We start from the raw sequence: 18,949 nt of genomic DNA, 5'->3' as shown, positions 1-18,949 counted from the left end.
CTTGGTCGGCCATCGGTTACAGGCAAGCTTTCGGCCCTGTCAACGGAAACGGCCACGCGGCGGCGCGTCGGTGCGCGAAGGCCCGGCCGGAATCAACGCCCGCGGGTAACGGCGCGCCTTATTTCCTCGCGTACGATCTCCTGCACGGTACGCGCCAGGTTTTCTTCCAGCCATTGCTGCATCATCGGTCGCAGCATCTCCTGCGCCATCTCTTCCAGCGAGCGCAGTTCACCGGCACGGATCGCCTCCGTCAGCTCGGCAAAGGACGCATTGATGGCAGCTTCCGAATCTTCCGAGATCAGCGGTTCGGCATTGACGAGCGCATCGTCGAACCTTTGATCGTGCAGGATCGCGTCCCGATACTCGCGCATCCGGGGCTCGTCGTTGTTGGCTGCGTAAGCAGGCATGGCGGGCTCTTCCGGCTCCGCGACATAGGCCGGCTGCATGTCGCCACCATCGTCGGCCCACGCATCTGCTACGGGTTCGGCTTCCGGCACCTGTTCGGCTACGGGCTCTTCCGCGTACCATTGATCGTCGGGGGCGAGATCATAGGCGACGGACCCCTCATAGGATGGCCGCAGCGTGTAGGCTGCCTCGCTATGCTCGTTCCAGTTGGCTGCGCCAGCAGTCGTGCCTGCCGCGACATCCGCATGAACCGGCTCGGCGCTCCGCGCCGAAATCCGCTCGCTGTCGCTGCTTTCGATGATCTGCCTGATGGACGCCAGTATCTCGTCCATCGACGGCTCGGCTGCGCCGTTTGCCCTACGCATCCCGCAATCCCCGATATCGCCTCGCGAAGGCCGCGAGAATCATTGGGTAGAGCGTAACCGACAAGCCGCCTTACATGAATCCCCCTCAAGGTTGTCGGTTAAACCTTGAGGGGATTTTTCAACACTTTCTTCAGATGTCAGCGGCCGTCGGGCGTCTTCATGCCATGCCACTTGTTCTGCACGGCCTGGTAGTGAACTTCCGGATCGTAGGTCTGGACGTTCAGCGCCAGCTGTGTTGCCGACAGGCGGCCCACGGCAGACAGCAGCTCATACGAGCGCACGATGACGTCGCGCTGCGCACCGGCCAGCAGGATCTGGGCGCTGATGACATCGGCCTGCGCGTCGAGCACGTCCAGCGTCGTGCGCTGGCCCACCGTCCGCTCTTCCTGGACGCCGTTCAGCGCCAGACGCGCCGCCGCCACCTGCGCCCGATAACCGGTCACGTTGGCTTCCGCCGCCTGGATGAGCGCCCAGGCGGATGCCACCGCCGCGCGCACCTGATCGCGGATGCTGTCCACCTCGATACGGCGCTGCCCGAGGACTTCCTTGGCTTGCCGCACCTGCGAGGCAACAAGGCCGCCCTGATACAGGGGAATCGTCAGCGTAGCGCCCACGCTGGCGGAGAGTTCGTTGCTGGAGCCGACATCGATATCGACGCCCGGCAGCCCGGTTGCGGCGGCCGGCGAGGTCGAGGAATAGCTGTTGTCGACCGAAGCGCCCACGCTTACCTGAGGCAGGGCACGGCCTTCACGCGACTTCACCTCGTAGGCGGCGGAGTCGACCGCAAAGAGGGCGGCCGCAATGGCGGGGTGCTCGGCCTGCGAGATCGACAGCGCGCTTGCAATGCTTTGCGGCTCAAGCTGCGACGGCGGGCGCGTGCCGGGCGACAGGTCGCCGGCCGGATCGCCGATCACCTGCAGGTACACGGCCTCGCTGGAGGCGACCTGCGCGAGCGCGCTGTTCAGAAGCGCGGTTGCCAGGGCCTCTTCCGACTCGGCCTGCGCCACGTCGGTGCGTGTACCCTCGCCCACGTCGAAGCGGGCATTGGCGGCGCGCACCTGCTCGCGAAGGAAGGCCAGGTTCTGGCGGCGAAGCTCGGCGATCTGGCGATCCCGGATCACGTCCATATAGGCCGTGACGGTATCGAGAAGCGTATTCTGCACGGTATTGGCAAGATCGGCCTGCCCGGCGCGCACGGCGGCCTGGGTAGACTGGATGTTGTTCGGCGTCTGGAAGCCGTCGAACAGAACCTGGTTCAGCTCGATGCCGCTGCTCAGCACGCCGCCGCGACCGTTGATCCGCGGCAGGCCGTCGCCACGCGTCGTTCGGCTGCGCGTCGCCGAGGCGCTGGCGCCCAGCGAAAGCGTAGGCCGCAAGCCGGCGCGTGCCTGGGGCACGTTTTCGTCGGTGGCGCGCAGGGCCGCACGAGACGCATTCAACGATTGATTGTTGGAGTAGGCTTTGGCGAGAACTTCGCGCAGGGTATCGGCACTGGCGACTCCCATGCCGGCAACTAGAAGGCCCAGCGACATCGCCGACGTGAGGAAGAAACTCTTCCGCATTGAAATACCCCGCTTCGCGGAAGCGTACCGGACGCTCCCAAATTTACTCGCACACGACGACAACCGCCGCGCCACGCCCCTCAGCATTAAAGAAATGCACTTTGCGTTAACCGGACGCCAGTGCGAACCCAATTGCAATTCACCTTTTGGGCTGCAGGTGTGACCGATGGATAACAGTTATGCGCCATCCGGTCGGCAGCCCGGATCGACACTACCGCGAATTGCTTGCCTAAAACACGAATTGCGGTTTGGCCGCAAATCCGGGCAGTGGCCGAAGGCTGCAATTAAAAGCGAAACGGCTGGAGACGAGCCCGTCCTCCTTGGAGTAGAGCCGCGCCGCGGCCGCGTTGCCGCGCCCTTCCACGACCACGAGGCGCCCACGCTCCCGCAGCTGGTCGAAGAAGACGGGCGGAACCGCATCGACCGCCCCTTCGAAAAGGATCACGTCGAAGGGGCCTTCCTTGGCGTATCCCTCGTTCAGCGGCCCGGTGACGACGACCGACGACAGGGTGTTCGTCCCGGTCAGGTTTTGGGTTGCGGCATCCGCAAGCGCGGCGTCTTCCTCGAGCGCCACGACCGAACCGGCGATTTCGGCAAGCACGGCGGCCGAATAGCCGAGACCGCACCCGACATCGAGAACGACATCCGTGGGCTGGATCCGGGCCAGCTGCAGCAGCCGGGAGAACGGCGCCGCTTCCATCAGGTAGCGCCCCCCTCCGAGCGAGATCTCGTCGCCGATATAGGCGAAGACCCGCTTGTCTTCGGGGACGAAGCGCTCGCGCGGTACGGTCAGCATCGCGCGCAGGACCGCGTGGTCCGTCACGTCCGAGGTGCGGACCTGATTGTCCACCATCTTGATACGCGCCTCTGAGAAATCCATGCCGGCGGTCTCCTGCAATCCGATATGCAGGCTTCCATAAATCCGCTGGCCCCGGGGTGCAAGCGAGCGCCTCCCGGCGCGCTGAATTTACCCCATCACTTTGCCGGGCCGGATCGGGCCGATCGGCTTGCACCTGCGCAAGGCGGGCACCATGTTCACAGCCTGCCGCAAATGCACGATGCGACGCGTAGCGGGCGGCGACCCGAATCTTCGGAATGCATGAAAATAAGGAGAAGTGGCTCCCCGGGCCGGATTCGAACCAGCGACCAATCGATTAACAGTCGATTGCTCTACCGCTGAGCTACCGGGGAATGCTCTGGCTCTGCCTGAGCGAGGGTGCCTATAGCAAACCCCTCGCCGTCTTGCCAAGCACCCTATCGCAAAAAATCTCGCTGTCCGTCACGCCTGCTCCCTAGAAGTTGCCATGATTAGCCGCTTATAGGAATTGGTGGGGCGCACGCTCTTTTGTTGAAAGATTGATCACCGGACATGGACACGGAAAAGCGAAAAGGCGGCAGCTATGTCAGGCTGCGCGGCAATGCGATCGAAGTTTTCGGTCGCAGCGTACGCCTGCCCGCTTCACGTCCCGCGCGCGTCGCCACGGGCGCGGCTTTCGTGACGGGGGGCATCTTCAGCTTCCTGCCTGTCCTCGGCATCTGGATGCTGCCTGTTGGCTTGCTGATCCTTTCGGTCGATTTCGCTTCGGTACGCCGCTGGCGACGCCGCACGACGGTGCGCTGGGGACGGCGCAAGGGTCGCCCGCAGCGAATCATCGGTCGGCTTCCGCATATCGAACCGACGGGCAAGGGACGCGGACATTAGCTTGCCGGCCTGAACGGCAATTTCCCTGCGAAAGCCCCTTGCGCATCCCCCCTCGTGCCAGTCGGTACAGCGCCGTTGGGGCCTCGGGGCGGAGTGGTTACGCAAAGGACTGCAACGCCTCTAACACCCTAATCAAAGCAATCGGCATTCTGAAAAGCACGCCAGAAATCGTCCGGAACAGGCATTTTTCGGCCGTTGAGTATCCGGGGTTTTCAGGCATTTCCAGAATGAAATTTCGGATGGACTCGGCGAGGACGCGCACGCATCCTTTGCTTGACAGGTTTGCGATAGGCAACTGCCGATTCAGGGGCCCCGCTCCGCCCGATAGACCATTTAATGTCCCAGTTTTACTGGCGCCATTACCCGGCCGACAACAGTGCGCTAGGCGGCGGGATCGGAGCATTCATCCGGTAGCTATGAAAAGAGTTACTGCCTGGCCTAGTTTGCGCGAGCACAACAGACGCACCGGTGATCCAGCGGAGTTCGTGATCCGTCCCTGTGTCATGTAGCGGGTAGTGTCTAGGATCAGACAGTTCTACAATGTCTGCTTTCGACCCCATGTGAGACATCCCAGCGCTTGGAATTCTTCCCCAAAAGCCGACATGGTGCTATTGTTTGATTCTGGTGTTGCCCACGCCGCCCCCCTCCGCTGGGAAAGTAAATATCATGCAGGGCGAGTAATAAACCCAGCCAAGTTCCGGCCGAAAGCAAAAGGAGGGATTGCTGACAAGGCTCGCACTGGAAGGGTATTATGAAGCTCTCAGCACCAATCTATCATCTCAAGCGCACGGCAAAACAGCTCGCCCGTAGCCAGGGAGTTGATCTCAATGTCGCCCTTGACCGAGTTGCTGCGGCAGAAGGTTTCAGTAGTTGGAGCCTGCTTGCAGCTAAGCATACGTCAAGTTCGTCTGCGGCCAAGCTGTATGCAGGCCTGAAACATGGCGAAGTGATGCTTATTGGAGCACGTCCGGGACAAGGAAAGACTCTGCTTGCCTTGGAAATCGTGGCTGAGGCCCTGAAGGACGGCAAACAGGGCATGTTCTTTACACTCGAGTATACCGAAGCGGAAGTTTATGCGCGTTTCGCATTAATAGGCTTTGATGCCAGACAGTATGGAGACGCTTTCAGACTCGACTGTTCAGACTATATTTGTGCGGACTACATCATTGCCAAGGCGGAGTCAGCTCGGCCTGGAACGGTGATCGCAGTCGACTATTTGCAATTGATGGATCAGAAACGAACACACCCACAACTGTCCGAACAGATGGTAGCTCTGAGGACCTTTGCGGATGACCGAGAATTGGTGTTTCTCATGATCTCTCAGATTGCCCGCACATATGATCCTGTCGCGAAGCGCGTTCCTGATTTAACGGACGTCAGATTGCCCAATCCTGTCGACATGGCTGTGTTCACCAAGACGCACTTCATTGGCGATCATCCATCGGCATCCGAAGGGGCTCATTAGTCCGCTCGCTCTGCCGCAGGCCATACGGCCTGCGGTTTCGATGTCGGCATTTGTGGGTCACTAGACGAAAGCCACCAGTCCGTATTCCACCCCATAGCTGATCTGATCCGGAACAATTTTCACTGAATTGGCATCGTTCACACCGAAGGGTCCACCGTTAGATCCTGAGCGCCCGACCATATTTTACCGGGACTTAGTCGTTGTAGCGGTTGCCGCCCCCAGCAAACCGCGCACCCTGCGGCCAACGCATCTGATAAGTGCCGCGAGACCTCGTCCCTTATCGGAACACCCGCACGTCAATGTTGTTGGCAGGTCATCCACAAGGAGCCTGCCAATGATCCGGTCGACCCGCTTCAAGCACGGCCACCCCAACTATATGCTGGAATGCGAAGAGGCAGTGTAGTTCGCCTTAAACGAGGTCGGGGATTTTGCCGATGCCAACGGCTGGGCGCCGGATGCAGTAGATGCGGCCATGCTTAGCCTAGCCGAGAATCGTTACGGGCGAGCGAAGCGAACGACGGATCGAAACGGCCATGCGAATGCTGCGGCGAGATTCCTAGCCCTCTTCCCTACGACCATCCTCCCTGTCGCCGTGAGCGACGATCATCAACGCGTCGTCCGGCAACGGTCGCTGCAGCGCCTTCGCCTCCTCCCAAGGCGCACGCATCCACACGTCCATTTCCTCGAAAGTCGTCAGTATGACGGGCATCGCCTTTGGATGGATCGGCCCGACGACCGCGTTCGGCTCGCATGTGAGGAAGCCGTAGAGGTCGGCATTTACCTCGCCCTCTTTCACCTTTCGCGTGCTGGTCCAGTTCGTCCAGATACCGGCGAAGACGCATAGCGGCCGATCTGCCGACAAGGCGAACCACACAGGCACCTTTTTGCCGTCGATCGTGTCGTATTCGGAAAAGCTGGTCAGCGGCACCAGGCAGCGGTTTGCGGGCCCAAGCCACCGGCGCCAATGCGGGCTTGCTGTGTTCCTGATGTTCGTGACGCCGCTATCCACTTTACGGCCCTTCAGGACGAACTGCGGCGACGGCATGCCCCAGCGCATGAGCGTCAACTCCCGCTCGCCGTCAGCGCCGGTGCGGACGACCGGCGCCGGATAGTCCGGAAATATTCCAGGCATCGGAGGCAGGTTACCGGTGCGGTCGTGCAGCGATCGCGTAAGCCCGACAATGGCCGATTGCCCTTTGGTCAGCGAGTAGAGATTGCACATGCACCGGGCTCCGATCCGCAGTGGCCCAGCTTACCGCCTACTTCCGACGGGGAAAGTTAATTCGCCCCATAGGCACGGCGGCCACCACTCGCAAAACAATGCCCGAACGGCTTTTCAGAATGGCGCAAGGAACGGCTTTTCAGAATGAGATTTGCCCCCCTTGCGCAAACCCATGGGAGCCAGTAGGTACAGCGCCGTTGGGGCCTCGTGGCGGAGTGGTTACGCAGAGGACTGCAAATCCTTGCACGCCGGTTCGATTCCGGCCGAGGCCTCCATCCAAAATCACCACAAGATCAAACTTCTACGCATGGTGTTCTGCGCCGTGATCGGGTGGATATGCGGCACCGGATCCACAACCGGAAATGGCTTTTTCTCTGCGGTTCCCAAAGCTTGCGCATTTCCACGTGGTACGCGCCCCCATGGAATCGGTGCCGAGCGCGGTTGGCCAGCACAGTGAAATCATCGCGGTGGAGCGGGAATCAGCCGGGGAAACCTGAGCGGATTATCAGGTAGCTTCCGCTGCGGGTGCCAGCCATCCGGACAGGTTCTCCGTGATGATCGTCGACAAGGCGCGGATATGGGCGTCGTCGTCGTTAAGGCACGGAATGTAGGTGAACTGCGTTCCGCCGGCATGCAGGAAGGCTTCGCGGATTTCGCCGTTGATCTCTTCCAGCGTCTCGATGCAATCCGCGCTGAAGGCTGGCGAAGCCACCGCGATATGGCGGATACCCCGCTTGGCCAGTTCCGCCACATGCTCGACCGTATAGGGCTTGAGCCATTCCTCCGGGCCGAACACCGACTGGAACGTCGTATCAATGCTGTCGGCCGCCCAACCCAGGCGTTCGCGCAGCAGCCGCGTCGTCTTCTGGCATTGGCAATGATACGGGTCGCCCTGCATCAGATAGCGCTTCGGCATTCCATGATAGGAAGCGACGAGCTTTTCAGGCCGGCTATCCGCCTGCGCGTAGGCGCGCTCGACCGATTGCGCCAGCGCCTCGACGTAGAGCGGATGCTCGAAATAGGCGTCGACCACCCGTGCGGTCGGCTGCCGAAACTGCTTCATCAGAGCGCGGAAGAACTGGTCGTTGGCGGTGGCGACGGTTGCGCCCGCATATTGCGGGTACAGCGGAAAATAGAGGATGCGCGTGCACCCCTCTTCCACCATCCGCGATACCACCGATTCCACCGACGGATTGCCGTAACGCATGCAGAAATCCACGATCACGGCATCGCCGTATCGTGCGGCCAGCGTCTCGCGCAGTCTGTCCGTCTGCCGGCGCGTGATGGTCAGCAGCGGACTTTCGTTCAGGCTTTCGTTCCAGATCGACTTGTAGTTGGCGCCGGAACTGAACGGCCGCTTCGCCAGGATCACCGTCTGCAGGATCGGCTGCCATTTCCAGCGCGGGTAGTCGATCACGCGCCTGTCGGACAGAAACTCGTTCAGATAGCGGCGCATGGACCAGTAGTCGTAGCCATCGGGCGTCCCCAGATTGGCCACCAGGATGCCGACGCGCGCCGGCGGCACCCTTGGATGCCCGGCGGGCATCGACGATGTTCGGGTGGTCGAGGTCAATTCGTCCATGTACGCCGGTCCAGTCATGCTACGGGCCATCGATGCCTTTTAGAATGGCTGGATATATGGCGAGGCGGCCATAGCCGCAACTCGCCGAATGGGCCGCGTCAGAACCTGACGCGCAGCCCTGCCGTGCCGGACACCTCTATACTGTCGCCGAAATCGCCAAGATCGCTGGCAACGCCCACCTGGCCGTACACCGACCAGGCATCGTCCGACCAATTGTAGGTAGCGCCGAGTGCGCCGCCCAGCCACGTATCGCCGGTGCTGGAGTCGAGTGGAATACCGCCGACCTCAATCCTTGTGCCATCCAGGAATTCCTGGCGCACATCGACGAGGCCGTAGGTCTGCAGGCGGCGCGTATCGCCACTTGCGGATTGCCAGGTCGTCTCGTGATCCAGCGAAACGCCCAGGCGGCCGACAAGGCTGTCGCCGCGCAGCAGCCGGACACCGGCACCCATGCCATCGGTGAAGTCGTCGAAATCGACACTGCTGTAGATCAACTGAGCCTGCGGTGCCACCGACCACTCATAAGCGATGTCAAAGCTGCGCCCCACTTCCACGCTGGCCGACCAGCCGAAGCCGTCATTGCCGTCGGCCTCGACCATGTTGAGCGTGTCGGACCAGATATCCGTCTGGTACCAGGTGCCCTGCACCTGCCCGTCCACGTAGAAGCCGTTCTGGGCGTAATAGGTTAGCGAGGCGCCGACGCCCGACCCTGTCGTATCGATGGTGCCGGACCCGGCAAAGGAGTCCACATCGGCAGAGCCGCGTCCATGATGCAGCCAGACGCCGCCTACGAGAACGTCGCCGCCCGCTGCCTCATAGACCGGAAAGTCCACTCCGGCCTGGATACGCCAGAGGGAGCCGTCGGACTGCCAGCCACTTGCCGACCGGTCCGGCGTGATGTCGAACCCGCGGCCTTCGATACGCCCCCAGACGGCCCGCCCGTCGACCAGATCCTGCGGCGGCGTGTTGGATAGCGCCCCCTTCTGGAATGGCTTCGGATCGGCCGTGCCCGACCATATCCGGTTGCCGACGCGCTGGCGCAGCGTGGGCAGGCGGTTCATGTCGAGCAGCAGCGAGGGATAGGCCTCGTACAACGGCACGCCTGGTTGATAAAGCGGATCGGTGGCCGGGTCAGAACCGATGGGATCGGTCGGAAAGCCGGGCCTGTCCGGATCGGTCGGCGTACCGGGCACCGACGGATTCGTCGGATCGACGGGCGTCGTCGGATCGGTCGGGTCGGTCGGATCGACGGGGGTTGTCGGATCGGTCGGGTCCGGCGGCGCATCCTTGGCGATCGACCGTAAGTACCAGTTGCCGTTCGTCGGGTTGCTGACGCTCCCCTTGTACAGCGAGTAGGAATAGGCCCCGGCGATGATCGCGCTGCGGTTGTTCTGGTCGGTGTAATAGCCATCCAGCACGAAATTGGCGTTCGACGCGCCATCGACCTGGATAAGAAGGATGCCTTCGTTCGTCGGGGCTCCGATACCGGAGCGATCGTTGACGACCAGGGTCGAGTCGCCGCTGCTGTTTCCACGGATGATGAGCCGGTCGGTTACGGACGAGTCGTCGCCCAGAACCGTATCCATCTCCACCCAATTGCCCTGCCCCACATAATCGCCGTTGATCGTGAGTGTGCCGAACGCGCCATTGCCACCCGGCCTGATGGAGCCTGCAGCAATAACATTCTGGACGGTTCCGATGCCTTCCAGCTCGGAGCCCGACGCAATGTTCAGCGTGCCGCCGAGAATGCCGTCCACCTGGATGACCTTGTCGTGCACGTTGGCAACGGTTTCGACCACGCCATTGAACGCCGAACTGTCGCCGGAGAAGATCGTCCGTCCGGATTCCAGACTGACGACGGCATTCGGCCCGCCGACAAGTCCGGCGCCGAAATCATAGGCTGGATCGTCATGGTTGAAGACCAGGCGGGCAGAACCGGCGCCGAAGTCGATCGTCGGTGCGTTGACGACGCCAGGCGCAACCGGCGCGCTGCCGGCCGGCGCGCCAATGACGAGCGTGCCGCTGGAGCCCGCATTGCGGCCGATCACGATCGGGCCGGTGGAGGTCAACGTGCTACCCGGCCCTACGATGACCGTGCCGATATTGTTCGGCCCGATCTCCACGCCGGGATAGGACTCGATCCCTCCCACGATATAGTCCGGCGGGCTGTCGACGACCAAAGATTGTGCCGCAGCATGATACCCGGAAATGAGAACGAGGCTGGACGACGCCAGAACCATCTGGCGAAAACGACGCAACTGAAACATTCTAATAAACTTCTATATAGTTAAAACAATGGCCTGAACGACTTGCCCTGAAACTGAGCATCTGGCCGCAAACTACAGCGCGTCCGGCGAAGGGAAAGCGCTTCGAAAGTCTCATTCCTCCCCCAAAAGAGGGCCACCGCATGAAGACTTTCGCGCCATGAATCGACCTCGGCGTTCTGCCAATCGGCCGAAATCGGGAGGCAAGGTAGAAGAGGTTCGAGACAACCAATCCTAGATAGTCAACGGTATTGACTTCTGGTGGATCGACGCCGAAACGCAGGCCAGGCGTGGAACAATTGATCTATCGTCTGGTTTGGTATCGGTACGCGCTGGCTGCAGGCATACCGGTCTGGATGGTTCTCACAGGCAGAGCGTCTGGCACTGTCATCTGGTTTGGGGAGTGCCGCTTGAGCGAAGAACCGCTTCATACGATCTGCTACATCAGCACCCTGCTCGAGGAGATCTCCGAGCAGGATGCGAAGCGGCTTGCATCGAAATTCTCGGCCATGAACACGCGGGTTGGCATCACGGGCTGCATGGGCATACGCCGGCTCGAGGTGATGCAGGTTCTGGAAGGCCCGCGTGACGTCGTCCAGGGGCTGTTCCAACGCATCCAAGTGGATTCCCGACATGTCGGGATCACGTTGATGGTCAGTACGGACGTGTCACGCCGCCGCTTTGCCGAGTGGGGAATGATCGAGCTGCCGTATGGTGCGGTTGTCGAGGTCGCGGATCAGGTCCGCGGCATTCACGGCCGGTAGGCGCTTGAGCGATCTGCGGCAGCATCTCTGCTGCAGACGCGAAAAAGGGGCCGCGTGGCAGCCCCTTCCATTATCGTCCGGCATTCTGACAGAGTCAGGCGCTCTGGATGTTCTCGGCAGAGCTTTTGCCGTTCCGCTGATCCGTGACGACATCGAAGCTGATCTTCTGACCGTCGACCAGGCTGCTCATTCCGCTGCGTTCCACGGCGGAAGCGTGCACGAATACGTCGGCGCCGCCATTGTCCTGCTCGATGAAGCCGAAGCCCTTGGTGGTGTTGAAAAACTTAACCGTTCCAGTAGCCATGATGAATTCCTTTCAACCGGCGTTATATGCCAGCGCCCGGCCGGAAGCCGTCGCCATGCTGCTCGAAATTGAAGAGGAGAGTGCGAAAGCGCCGAAGCGCGGAAACATCATTCGTAACAAGATCGATGCCGCTTATATAAGCCATGCCGGGCTATTTGGCAAACTCATGCGGCCGATGGAAGCGTCCCATGCACAGCAACAGGATGCCGCCGGGGCTGTAACCCAACGGCTACGGCGCTCTCGGCGACGGATGCAATCTCAATAAGTTGGCCAGGCCGATAGTTCGCGCTCAAAGCGCTGCGCATGTGCGCCAAGGCTCACCGCAGCAAGGATAGGTAGCTGGTCCCGGCACAGATCATGATGAATGCGACGACCGCCAGAGAGCGTCGCCAATCGCGGCCTCGCTTGCGGGCAGCGATCATACGGGGGACAGCTTCTTTACCCGCTGCTCCGCATCACGCGCGAGACGCAGCGCCTTGAGGCGCGCGGATTTTTCCTTCGTCTCCGTCGTGGCTGACGGGACGGCAAGTGAGCTTGCCCCTGCCGAGCTTACGATCGGCATGAACAGCCTTTCAGCGAGCAAACGCTGGTGGGAAGTATTTTTCATGAAAACTTTCAGGCCGGGCGTGTGATCTGATCGCGCAACTGCGCGGAAAACCCGGAGGCAGCGGTAGCCGCCTACCATTATATGGGGTCGCCGCGTGCTTTTGGCAATCATCAGGCTTTACACGTAGCTTCGATTGTCCATCGCAGGCTCGATCCTACGGTGGGCGCATACGTCACACCCGGTAGATCGGAACGACGCCCTCCACGCTGTGTTGGTTTTCTTTCACAGGAGGAACAGCCATGTTCATGCGTGTCGATAGACTGCAAGCGGAATTGCCTGCTCCGAAGCGAGCAGACCCCAACGCCGCCGCAGCGCTGCAGGAACTGCTGGGCGGCAAGTACGGCGAGATGTCGACGCTCGGAAACTACATGTTCCAGAGCTTCAATTTTCGTTCCAAGGACAAGCTCAAGCCATTCTACTCGTTGGTGGCCTCCATCACCGCCGAAGAGCTGGGGCACGTGGAGCTGGTATCCAACGGCGTTGCGATGCTTGCCAACGGCCCCGACAAGCCGGATGCGGATGCTGGCGACGGGGGCGACATTTCCGGGGCGCCCTTCGAGGACATGAAGGATATGCGCAACGCGGCCGCGTTCCTGTCCGGCGCCGGCGGAGCAATGCCGGTCAACTCGAACGGCATTTCCTGGAACAACGATTTCGTCACGACGACCGGGAACGTGATCGTCGATCTACTGCATAACTTCCACCTGGAATGCGGCGCCCGCCTCCATAAGCTGCGGGTCTATGAGACGCTAACCGATCCCACGGGACGTGAGGTTTGCGGATATCTGCTGGTTCGCGGCTCCGTGCACGCCCATGCTTACGCACTGGCCTTGAAGAAGGTAACGGGCGTCGATCTCGACAAATTCCTGCCCACGCCGAACATCCCGCTGTCCAAGATCCCGGAATGCCAGAAATATCTGGACGAAGGATCACACCGCCGCCTCTACACGTTCAGCCCGGACGACTATCGCGAGATGGCCGGCATATGGGGCAATGGCGAAGTCGCGTTGCCCGACGACCCGGCCGGTGAGCTGGAGGTTGTCGAAGGTCATCCGGAAGGCGGAAAGATCGCGCAACTCGTCGGCGTGCCGTCCGCATTCACCCCGGACTATGCCCCCGAGGAAATGTTCGAAATCGCACAGAAGCTCTACAAGGCTTCCCGGTAAAAGGAGACGCTCGAATGGGCACGAATCTGAAGGCTGAGTTTGAAACGCGACGCAACGCGGAAATGGCCGTCGAGCGTCTGGTGCAGGAGTATGAGGTCGAGCGGACATCGATCTTCATCTCCCCGGTCGGCGATAATAATTCCGCCGGTGAGGAACTGGCCGGCAGCGATGCGAAGGGCGGCCAGCCGAGCACGGATGAGCGTTACGATCAGGCGCTCGATGGCATGATTGCCGTTTCAGTCGATATCGATGACGATACCAAGGCTGAGGCGATCCGCTCTGCGTTCGCAGAGTTCGATGGTCACGCGGTCAACGGAGGTTAGCCAGGGTGAACTCGTTGCTATCGATCGGAGCGAACATCCTGATGCTTGCTCTGGAGTCGCAGCAGGCTGCCAATCTGCGGTTGTGCCGCCTCGGACTGGGAGGCGCAGCCGCCATCGATGAAGCGACACTTATGGTATCGGAAAAGGTGCAGGCCTTCGGCGCGGCCTACGCGTCGCTGATAGAAGGCCAGCCCGCCGACAGCGTGATCGGCGACTATCGAGCCGTGGTGCAAGCCAATATACGGCGGCTGACAGAGAGCTAACCTCCGCCACGGCGTTCGGGACGAAGGTCTACTACCAAGCCAAGTAGCGATCTGCCCTTCGATCGGGAGTGCGCATCGGTACCCTGGTTCGGCGACTGCCCATGCGCGATGGCTCGCGCATGGGCAGTCCACGTTTCAAATACGCCAATTCGCCAATCGACTAACTGCCGTTACTTTGCCACGACCTCGTCAGCCCACCCTCGACAACCGCAGGCTTGAGGTTCGGGAACAGCGACAAGCCGGAAGCGACAGCCTCATCCGGGTTCTCATGAATGAAGACGAGCGCCTCGGACTCCAATGGGGGGAGTCTCAGGACGAAGGCAAAAGTTGCCGAATATGATCAGCAAAGTACGCATCCAGGGCGATCAGGACGTGACGCGTTCAAACATCAATGGGTGATCATTGCGATAGGCGACTTGGCCAATCTGCTTGTATCCTAGAGACGCGCAAACACGCAGTGAGCCAATATTCTCAGGATGGATGATGCAGACTGACCGCTCCATAGCGTGCGTGTTGGTCATCCAGCGATGGATGGTCTCAGCAGCCTCTTTTGCGTAACCTTGTCCATGAGCCTTGGCATCGATCATCCATGCTGCTTCGGGGAACGCATCGAAGGATTCACCAAACCCTCGGCAAAAGTGCGCTAGACCAATCTCACCAACAAAAGTGCCGTCGACCTTGCTCCGCACAGTGAAGACGCCGTAGCCGTAGACAGCCCAATGGCCAATTCGCTGCAGCAGCTTCCGCCAAACGTCCTCGCGACTTAGCAAGGTGCCCCCGGTATACCGCGCCATTACCTCGTTCCGATGCATGGCATAGCTGTTTTCGAAATCGCTAAGGGCGGGCGTGAGTAGGCTCAGGCGTTCGGTTTCAATCATGTCTAAATCGGACGCATTTGTTCTAGTCGAAGAGGTCGATCGCATGTCGCATGCATGTCGCATAGATTTGCCGAGCCTCACCGCAAACCACTGGAAACGCTCGATTGCCAGTTGCAACATGGTGCAACATGAAACCGTTGTAATACGCAGTCTAAGTAGTTGAATTCGTTGGCGACCCCGGCAGGATTCGAACCTGCGACCATCGGCTTAGAAGGCCGGTGCTCTATCCACTGAGCTACGGGGCCGGGGAAGCGGCAAAGGCCGCCTCGGTCAATGCGTCCAGGGCTGGACCCGGTCGTACTTGAAGTTGTCGGAATAGGACACGCGCGAGCGCGCGATGCGCGGCGTATCCTCGACCTCGTAGGCGATCCCGTTGCGCTCGGCGTATTCCACGGCCTGTTCGCGCGTGTCGAAGGTCAGGCGCACCTGCTGCCGCATATCGCCGCTGGAGGTGTACCCCATCAGCGGCTCCACCACCTTGGGCTTCGCCGGCTCGAAATCGAGGATCCAGACCCGGGTGCGCGCCTTGCCGGACTGCATGGCGTTACGCGCTGGACGATAGATACGGGCAACCATGGCGGCATCCTTCTTGTCGCTGACCGATCGGCGATTGGATGCCATGGTCGGAGCGGCAGGATTCGAACCTGCGACCCTCTGGTCCCAAACCAGATGCGCTACCAGACTGCGCTACGCTCCGCTCAAGGCCCGCACGCCGGAGGGCCTTGGGCTTACTAGCTTTGCCGGTGCGGCTTGGCAAGCCTTCGTCTGCACGCAAGCTGCACCCGAACCCTGTTTCTGCTACGCGCTGCGCCTATCTGGTCGAAAACCAGCCGCCGAACTGCCATCGGAAAGGGAATCGCTTGCGCCATATCGGACCCCAATTGCGTCAGGTCTGGCACGATGTCCGCCGCGCGCCCTCCCGCAGCCATCCCCCCATCTTCTCCGTCCCGCTGGTCTGCATCGCAGGCATCGGCGCGGCCCTGGCGATCGCCAGCTTTCCGGTCGACAGGCGCATCAGCCTGGCCATGCTCGATGAGCCGGCAGGCAGCCTCGCCTTTCTGCGCATCGCCACCGATATCGGCCTGGTGCGCTGGTACATCTGGCCGATGCTGGGGGTAATCATCGCGCTGACCGCGGTGGATTGGCGGCGGCTGGAAACGTCCGGGCGCCTGCGTCTGGCCCGCACCTACGCCTATGCCTGCCACCTGTTTGGTGCCGTCGCCCTTGCCGGTATCGTCACCAACATACTCAAGGTCGCCTTCGGCCGGGCACGACCGGCTCTTCTGGAAGACTATGGCAGCTTCGCCTTCCGGCTGGCGCGGTTTGGAGACCAGTTCGCCAGCTTCCCGTCCGGCCATTCCACCACCATGGGCGCCGTAACCGCCACCTTCATGGTGCTGGCGCCGCAGGTGCGCCTGCCGATCTTCATTGTCGGCTTCTGCCTGGCGCTCAGCCGTATCGTGGTGCGGGCGCATTTCCCAAGCGACGTGCTTGCCGGCTTTACCATCGGCTTCGTCACCTCCGTGGTCATCGCCCGCTTCATGGCCGGGCGCGGATTGGGCTACAGCTTCGCTGCCGGCGGCACCGGGCTGCGCGGCCTTCTGCCGGTGCCGCGCTGACGATCAGGCAACGCGATGCCCGGCGCGAAAGGCCGTAACGAAGGCCGGCGCGGCTTCGGCAACGGCGGCAAGGGAGTAGCCGCCCTCCTGCACGATGACGCTCGGCAGGGCCAACCCGGCAAGCAGGACGCCCAATGTCTCGTAAACCGCTGTCGTCACCGTGAGGCGCGATAGCGGATCGTCCCGGTGCGCGTCCCAGCCGGCTGAAATCACCAGCGCCTGCGCGCCAAAGGCCGAAACCGCGTCGGCGAGCCGCTCGACCGCGTCCGCATAGACATCGTCGCCGCTGCCCGGCGCCAGCGGTAGATTGAGGTTGCACCCCCTGCCCGCCCCGGCTCCGCGTTCGTCCGCATAGCCGAAATAATGCGGGTAATAGTTGCTTGGGTCCGTGTGGGTGGATGCGAAGAAGACGTCGTCCCGATGATAGAAGATCGCCTGCGTGCCATCGCCGTGATGGGTATCGAAATCGAGGATGGCGACCCGCTCGAACCGCTTGCGCAACTCCTGCGCGGCAATCGCCGCATTGTTGAGGAAGCAGAAGCCGGAGGCCCGGTCGGCATAGGCATGGTGGCCGGGCGGACGGCACAGGGCGTAGGCGGCCGGCTCTCCGGTCATAACGGCCCGCGCAGCCGCCACGGCACTGTCGGCAGAATGCAGGGCCGCATCGAAGGTATCGGCCATCATGGCGCAGGACAGATCGCCGATATACCACCCGGTTCGGCCGAGGATGCCTTTGGTGCGAGGCTCCGGACGTGGCTCCAGCCCGACGCTGGCGGTGCCGTAGGGGTGGACATTCGGCAAGACTTCCGGCCCCGCATTCGGAAGGCTGCGGAACTCGTCATAGGCCGAGGCGAGGAAGTCGACATAGTGGCCGGCATGGACGGCGAGGATCGGCTCCAGACCTGCGCTTTCGGGCGCCGCCGCCACAAGCCCGCATCCTTCCAGGCTCTGCCGCATCACTGCCGGCCGCTCCGGGCGTTCCAGCGGTTCGACGATCTTTCCGTGGACGAGATATTGTGTCGGGCGATGGCGCGATTGCGCGTCGTGGAAAAAAAGCTTCAAGGCGAAGGTCCCGAGTGAAACAGGTGCGCAGGGATAACCGTTAGCCGGGCACGGAAATAGCCCGCTTCCGGCGGAACCCGAGGGTTCCACAGACGTTTCCTCGACGCAATCAGCGGGAGGAACCAATGATCAGACGGCTGGCCCCGAAAATCGACATCCGCAATGTGGATGGTCGGTACAATCTGCGTTGGGGAATCTACCACCTGGACGGGCTGACCTTCGAGGAATCGGAGATCGCCCTCGATCAGATCAATGCCCGCACCTTCGATCCGACACGATGGAAAAGCTGCCGCAGCCGCATCAGCTTCGCACGCGAAGAAAAGCCGGCAAGAGGCCTTGGCGGCCACGCTGCCTGACGCATCTACGCCAAGCGACCATTCGCGTAACGGAGACATGATATGAGCGGTTTGGAATCCATTCGTGAGCATATGGAAGTCATTGGTGCCGATGGCGTCCATGTGGGCAAGGTCGATCGCGTCGAAGGCGATCGCATCAAACTGACCCGGGACGACAATCCGGAAGGTCACAAAGGCCACCACCACTACATTTCGGTTGGGCTTGTCGCGGATGTCGAAGGCGACAAGGTACGCCTGTCCGCAAACAGCGATGTCGCGGTGACCTTCGAGGAAGAGGAAAGCGGCAAGGGCGTCTGACCCGCTGTTTTCAGTCAGACATTTTTGAGGGGCTGTCGCGCAGTGCGACAGCCCCTTCTGATTCCATCGGGCGCTGACCCCTCACCTGTTGGCGTAGGCCTGCGGCCCTTATGGGTGAACCCATTCACCCCTAGAGCCAAGAGACCCGTGGCACCGCCACCGCTAGCTTTGGGGACATGCGCATCTTCTCCGACTCGCAAATTCAGGCGCTGCGCCATCTGGAGCAATCGCCCATCCTCGTGTCCCGCAACGATCAGCGTTGGCATGGCCTGCCGCATGGCATTCGCACGCTGCGTACGCTGGAGCAGTTGGCACATGCCGGTTTCTGCCGGTCGTCCTATGACCAATCCCGTCAGGCCATCACCTTCACCATCACCCGTGCCGGCCGGCAGGCTGTATCGGCCTTGGACGAGCAGCAGGATGTGCGGCAAACGCGCGGCGGCGAAACAGCCCGTTAACCGCCCCTCGGCCAGTATGGCGGCCTCACATCAGCGGGGCCGACCGACATGAACGACGCCGTCAGGAAACTTGCCCAGTCCATGCTGGATGCGGAACGGGAAAAGCGCGCCTGGAACGCCGGCCGCTTCGCCTTTCGGGACCGCGGCGAGATTGCCATCAACCCCAATCCTCCCGGCTCCCATGAGCACGGCTTGTGGGCCGACGGTTTCGCCTATGAGCGCAAGCGCGGCGCACCCCGGACGCATGCGGCCAATGCGCCGGAAATGACGCCGGCTTCCGTCTGA

The 18,949-nt window shown here is 61.5% G+C and carries 22 protein-coding genes and 4 tRNA genes; 13 read left to right on the top strand and 13 right to left on the bottom strand.

Annotated features, from left to right (window positions below; all coding sequences use genetic code 11):
* Positions 1-92 precede the first annotated feature (92 nt).
* The 4 genes from AUL31_RS12820 to AUL31_RS12805 all read right to left on the bottom strand — a co-directional run bounded on the left by AUL31_RS12820 (position 93) and on the right by AUL31_RS12805 (position 3,523).
* Entirely contained in the window at positions 93-770 is a 678-nt protein-coding gene (locus AUL31_RS12820) for a PopZ family protein (RefSeq protein ID WP_082646939.1), read from the bottom strand.
* Positions 771-907: 137 nt separating this feature from the next.
* Entirely contained in the window at positions 908-2,332 is a 1,425-nt protein-coding gene (locus tag AUL31_RS12815) for a TolC family outer membrane protein (RefSeq protein WP_060607095.1), read from the bottom strand.
* A 229-nt stretch (positions 2,333-2,561) separates the two neighbouring features.
* The gene (locus AUL31_RS12810; protein ID WP_060607140.1) at positions 2,562-3,212 is read right to left on the bottom strand and encodes a protein-L-isoaspartate O-methyltransferase family protein; all 651 of its coding nucleotides are present in this window, start codon (positions 3,210-3,212) and stop codon (positions 2,562-2,564) included.
* Between the two features lie 236 nt (positions 3,213-3,448).
* Positions 3,449-3,523 (bottom strand) — tRNA-Asn (locus AUL31_RS12805).
* A gap of 178 nt (positions 3,524-3,701) precedes the next feature.
* Here AUL31_RS12805 and AUL31_RS12800 point away from each other — a divergent pair.
* Both AUL31_RS12800 and AUL31_RS12795 read left to right on the top strand, forming a co-directional pair.
* Complete coding sequence (locus AUL31_RS12800) at positions 3,702-4,034, top strand: hypothetical protein (protein WP_060607092.1); 333 nt, start codon at positions 3,702-3,704, stop codon at positions 4,032-4,034.
* Positions 4,035-4,785: 751 nt separating this feature from the next.
* Positions 4,786-5,499, top strand: a complete 714-nt coding sequence (locus AUL31_RS12795; RefSeq protein ID WP_060607089.1) for a DNA helicase — start codon at positions 4,786-4,788, stop codon at positions 5,497-5,499.
* A 556-nt stretch (positions 5,500-6,055) separates the two neighbouring features.
* Here AUL31_RS12795 and AUL31_RS12790 read toward each other — a convergent pair.
* Positions 6,056-6,721 carry an SOS response-associated peptidase gene (locus AUL31_RS12790; protein ID WP_060607086.1) on the bottom strand — a complete coding sequence of 222 codons (666 nt, stop codon included), beginning with the start codon at positions 6,719-6,721 and terminating at the stop codon, positions 6,056-6,058.
* Positions 6,722-6,922: 201 nt separating this feature from the next.
* On the opposite strand from AUL31_RS12790, the gene AUL31_RS12785 reads away from it, so the two are divergent.
* Positions 6,923-6,996 (top strand) — tRNA-Cys (locus AUL31_RS12785).
* A gap of 230 nt (positions 6,997-7,226) precedes the next feature.
* Here AUL31_RS12785 and hemH read toward each other — a convergent pair.
* A complete protein-coding gene (gene hemH / locus AUL31_RS12780) occupies positions 7,227-8,303 on the bottom strand; it encodes a ferrochelatase (protein ID WP_082646937.1) in 1,077 nt (358 codons plus the stop codon).
* A 98-nt stretch (positions 8,304-8,401) separates the two neighbouring features.
* On the bottom strand, positions 8,402-10,570 hold the full coding sequence (locus AUL31_RS12775) for an autotransporter family protein (RefSeq protein WP_082646936.1): 2,169 nt from the start codon (positions 10,568-10,570) through the stop codon (positions 8,402-8,404).
* A gap of 407 nt (positions 10,571-10,977) precedes the next feature.
* On the opposite strand from AUL31_RS12775, the gene AUL31_RS12770 reads away from it, so the two are divergent.
* Complete coding sequence (locus AUL31_RS12770) at positions 10,978-11,331, top strand: BLUF domain-containing protein (protein ID WP_060607075.1); 354 nt, start codon at positions 10,978-10,980, stop codon at positions 11,329-11,331.
* Positions 11,332-11,425: 94 nt separating this feature from the next.
* On the opposite strand, the gene AUL31_RS12765 is transcribed toward AUL31_RS12770, so the two are convergent.
* Positions 11,426-11,635: a cold-shock protein gene (locus tag AUL31_RS12765; protein WP_060607072.1), complete on the bottom strand. Its 210-nt coding sequence runs from the start codon at positions 11,633-11,635 to the stop codon at positions 11,426-11,428.
* Positions 11,636-11,690: 55 nt separating this feature from the next.
* Between AUL31_RS12765 and AUL31_RS20345 the strand changes: the two genes are divergently transcribed.
* The 4 genes from AUL31_RS20345 to AUL31_RS12745 all read left to right on the top strand — a co-directional run bounded on the left by AUL31_RS20345 (position 11,691) and on the right by AUL31_RS12745 (position 13,994).
* Positions 11,691-11,900 carry a hypothetical protein gene (locus AUL31_RS20345; protein WP_143190236.1) on the top strand — a complete coding sequence of 70 codons (210 nt, stop codon included), beginning with the start codon at positions 11,691-11,693 and terminating at the stop codon, positions 11,898-11,900.
* Between the two features lie 581 nt (positions 11,901-12,481).
* Positions 12,482-13,408, top strand: a complete 927-nt coding sequence (locus AUL31_RS12755; RefSeq protein ID WP_060607065.1) for a manganese catalase family protein — start codon at positions 12,482-12,484, stop codon at positions 13,406-13,408.
* Between the two features lie 14 nt (positions 13,409-13,422).
* The gene (locus tag AUL31_RS12750) at positions 13,423-13,731 is read left to right on the top strand and encodes a hypothetical protein (protein WP_060607063.1); all 309 of its coding nucleotides are present in this window, start codon (positions 13,423-13,425) and stop codon (positions 13,729-13,731) included.
* A 41-nt stretch (positions 13,732-13,772) separates the two neighbouring features.
* Positions 13,773-13,994, top strand: a complete 222-nt coding sequence (locus tag AUL31_RS12745; RefSeq protein WP_073469300.1) for a hypothetical protein — start codon at positions 13,773-13,775, stop codon at positions 13,992-13,994.
* 365 nt (positions 13,995-14,359) lie between these two features.
* Here the strand turns inward: AUL31_RS12745 and AUL31_RS12740 are convergent, their stop codons facing one another.
* The 4 genes from AUL31_RS12740 to AUL31_RS12725 all read right to left on the bottom strand — a co-directional run bounded on the left by AUL31_RS12740 (position 14,360) and on the right by AUL31_RS12725 (position 15,569).
* Entirely contained in the window at positions 14,360-14,872 is a 513-nt protein-coding gene (locus tag AUL31_RS12740; RefSeq protein WP_073469302.1) for a GNAT family N-acetyltransferase, read from the bottom strand.
* A 169-nt stretch (positions 14,873-15,041) separates the two neighbouring features.
* Positions 15,042-15,117: transfer RNA gene (locus tag AUL31_RS12735), tRNA-Arg, on the bottom strand.
* Positions 15,118-15,142: 25 nt separating this feature from the next.
* Entirely contained in the window at positions 15,143-15,448 is a 306-nt protein-coding gene (locus AUL31_RS12730) for an ETC complex I subunit (RefSeq protein ID WP_060607131.1), read from the bottom strand.
* A 44-nt stretch (positions 15,449-15,492) separates the two neighbouring features.
* Positions 15,493-15,569, bottom strand: a tRNA-Pro gene (locus tag AUL31_RS12725).
* Positions 15,570-15,732: 163 nt separating this feature from the next.
* Here AUL31_RS12725 and AUL31_RS12720 point away from each other — a divergent pair.
* A complete protein-coding gene (locus AUL31_RS12720) occupies positions 15,733-16,491 on the top strand; it encodes a phosphatase PAP2 family protein (protein WP_143190237.1) in 759 nt (252 codons plus the stop codon).
* Positions 16,492-16,494: 3 nt separating this feature from the next.
* On the opposite strand, the gene AUL31_RS12715 is transcribed toward AUL31_RS12720, so the two are convergent.
* Entirely contained in the window at positions 16,495-17,553 is a 1,059-nt protein-coding gene (locus AUL31_RS12715; RefSeq protein WP_060607054.1) for a histone deacetylase family protein, read from the bottom strand.
* 125 nt (positions 17,554-17,678) lie between these two features.
* Here AUL31_RS12715 and AUL31_RS12710 point away from each other — a divergent pair, with 125 nt between their 5' ends.
* The 4 genes from AUL31_RS12710 to AUL31_RS12695 all read left to right on the top strand — a co-directional run bounded on the left by AUL31_RS12710 (position 17,679) and on the right by AUL31_RS12695 (position 18,949).
* Complete coding sequence (locus AUL31_RS12710; protein ID WP_060607051.1) at positions 17,679-17,909, top strand: hypothetical protein; 231 nt, start codon at positions 17,679-17,681, stop codon at positions 17,907-17,909.
* A 42-nt stretch (positions 17,910-17,951) separates the two neighbouring features.
* Positions 17,952-18,206 carry a DUF2171 domain-containing protein gene (locus tag AUL31_RS12705; RefSeq protein WP_060607048.1) on the top strand — a complete coding sequence of 85 codons (255 nt, stop codon included), beginning with the start codon at positions 17,952-17,954 and terminating at the stop codon, positions 18,204-18,206.
* A gap of 176 nt (positions 18,207-18,382) precedes the next feature.
* Complete coding sequence (locus AUL31_RS12700) at positions 18,383-18,664, top strand: hypothetical protein (RefSeq protein WP_060607045.1); 282 nt, start codon at positions 18,383-18,385, stop codon at positions 18,662-18,664.
* Positions 18,665-18,712: 48 nt separating this feature from the next.
* Positions 18,713-18,949: a hypothetical protein gene (locus AUL31_RS12695; RefSeq protein WP_143190238.1), complete on the top strand. Its 237-nt coding sequence runs from the start codon at positions 18,713-18,715 to the stop codon at positions 18,947-18,949.

The sequence above is a fragment of the Aureimonas altamirensis genome (genome assembly GCF_001463885.1).
Lineage (GTDB): Bacteria > Pseudomonadota > Alphaproteobacteria > Rhizobiales > Rhizobiaceae > Aureimonas > Aureimonas altamirensis.
This window is presented reverse-complemented; position numbering and strand designations above follow the sequence as displayed.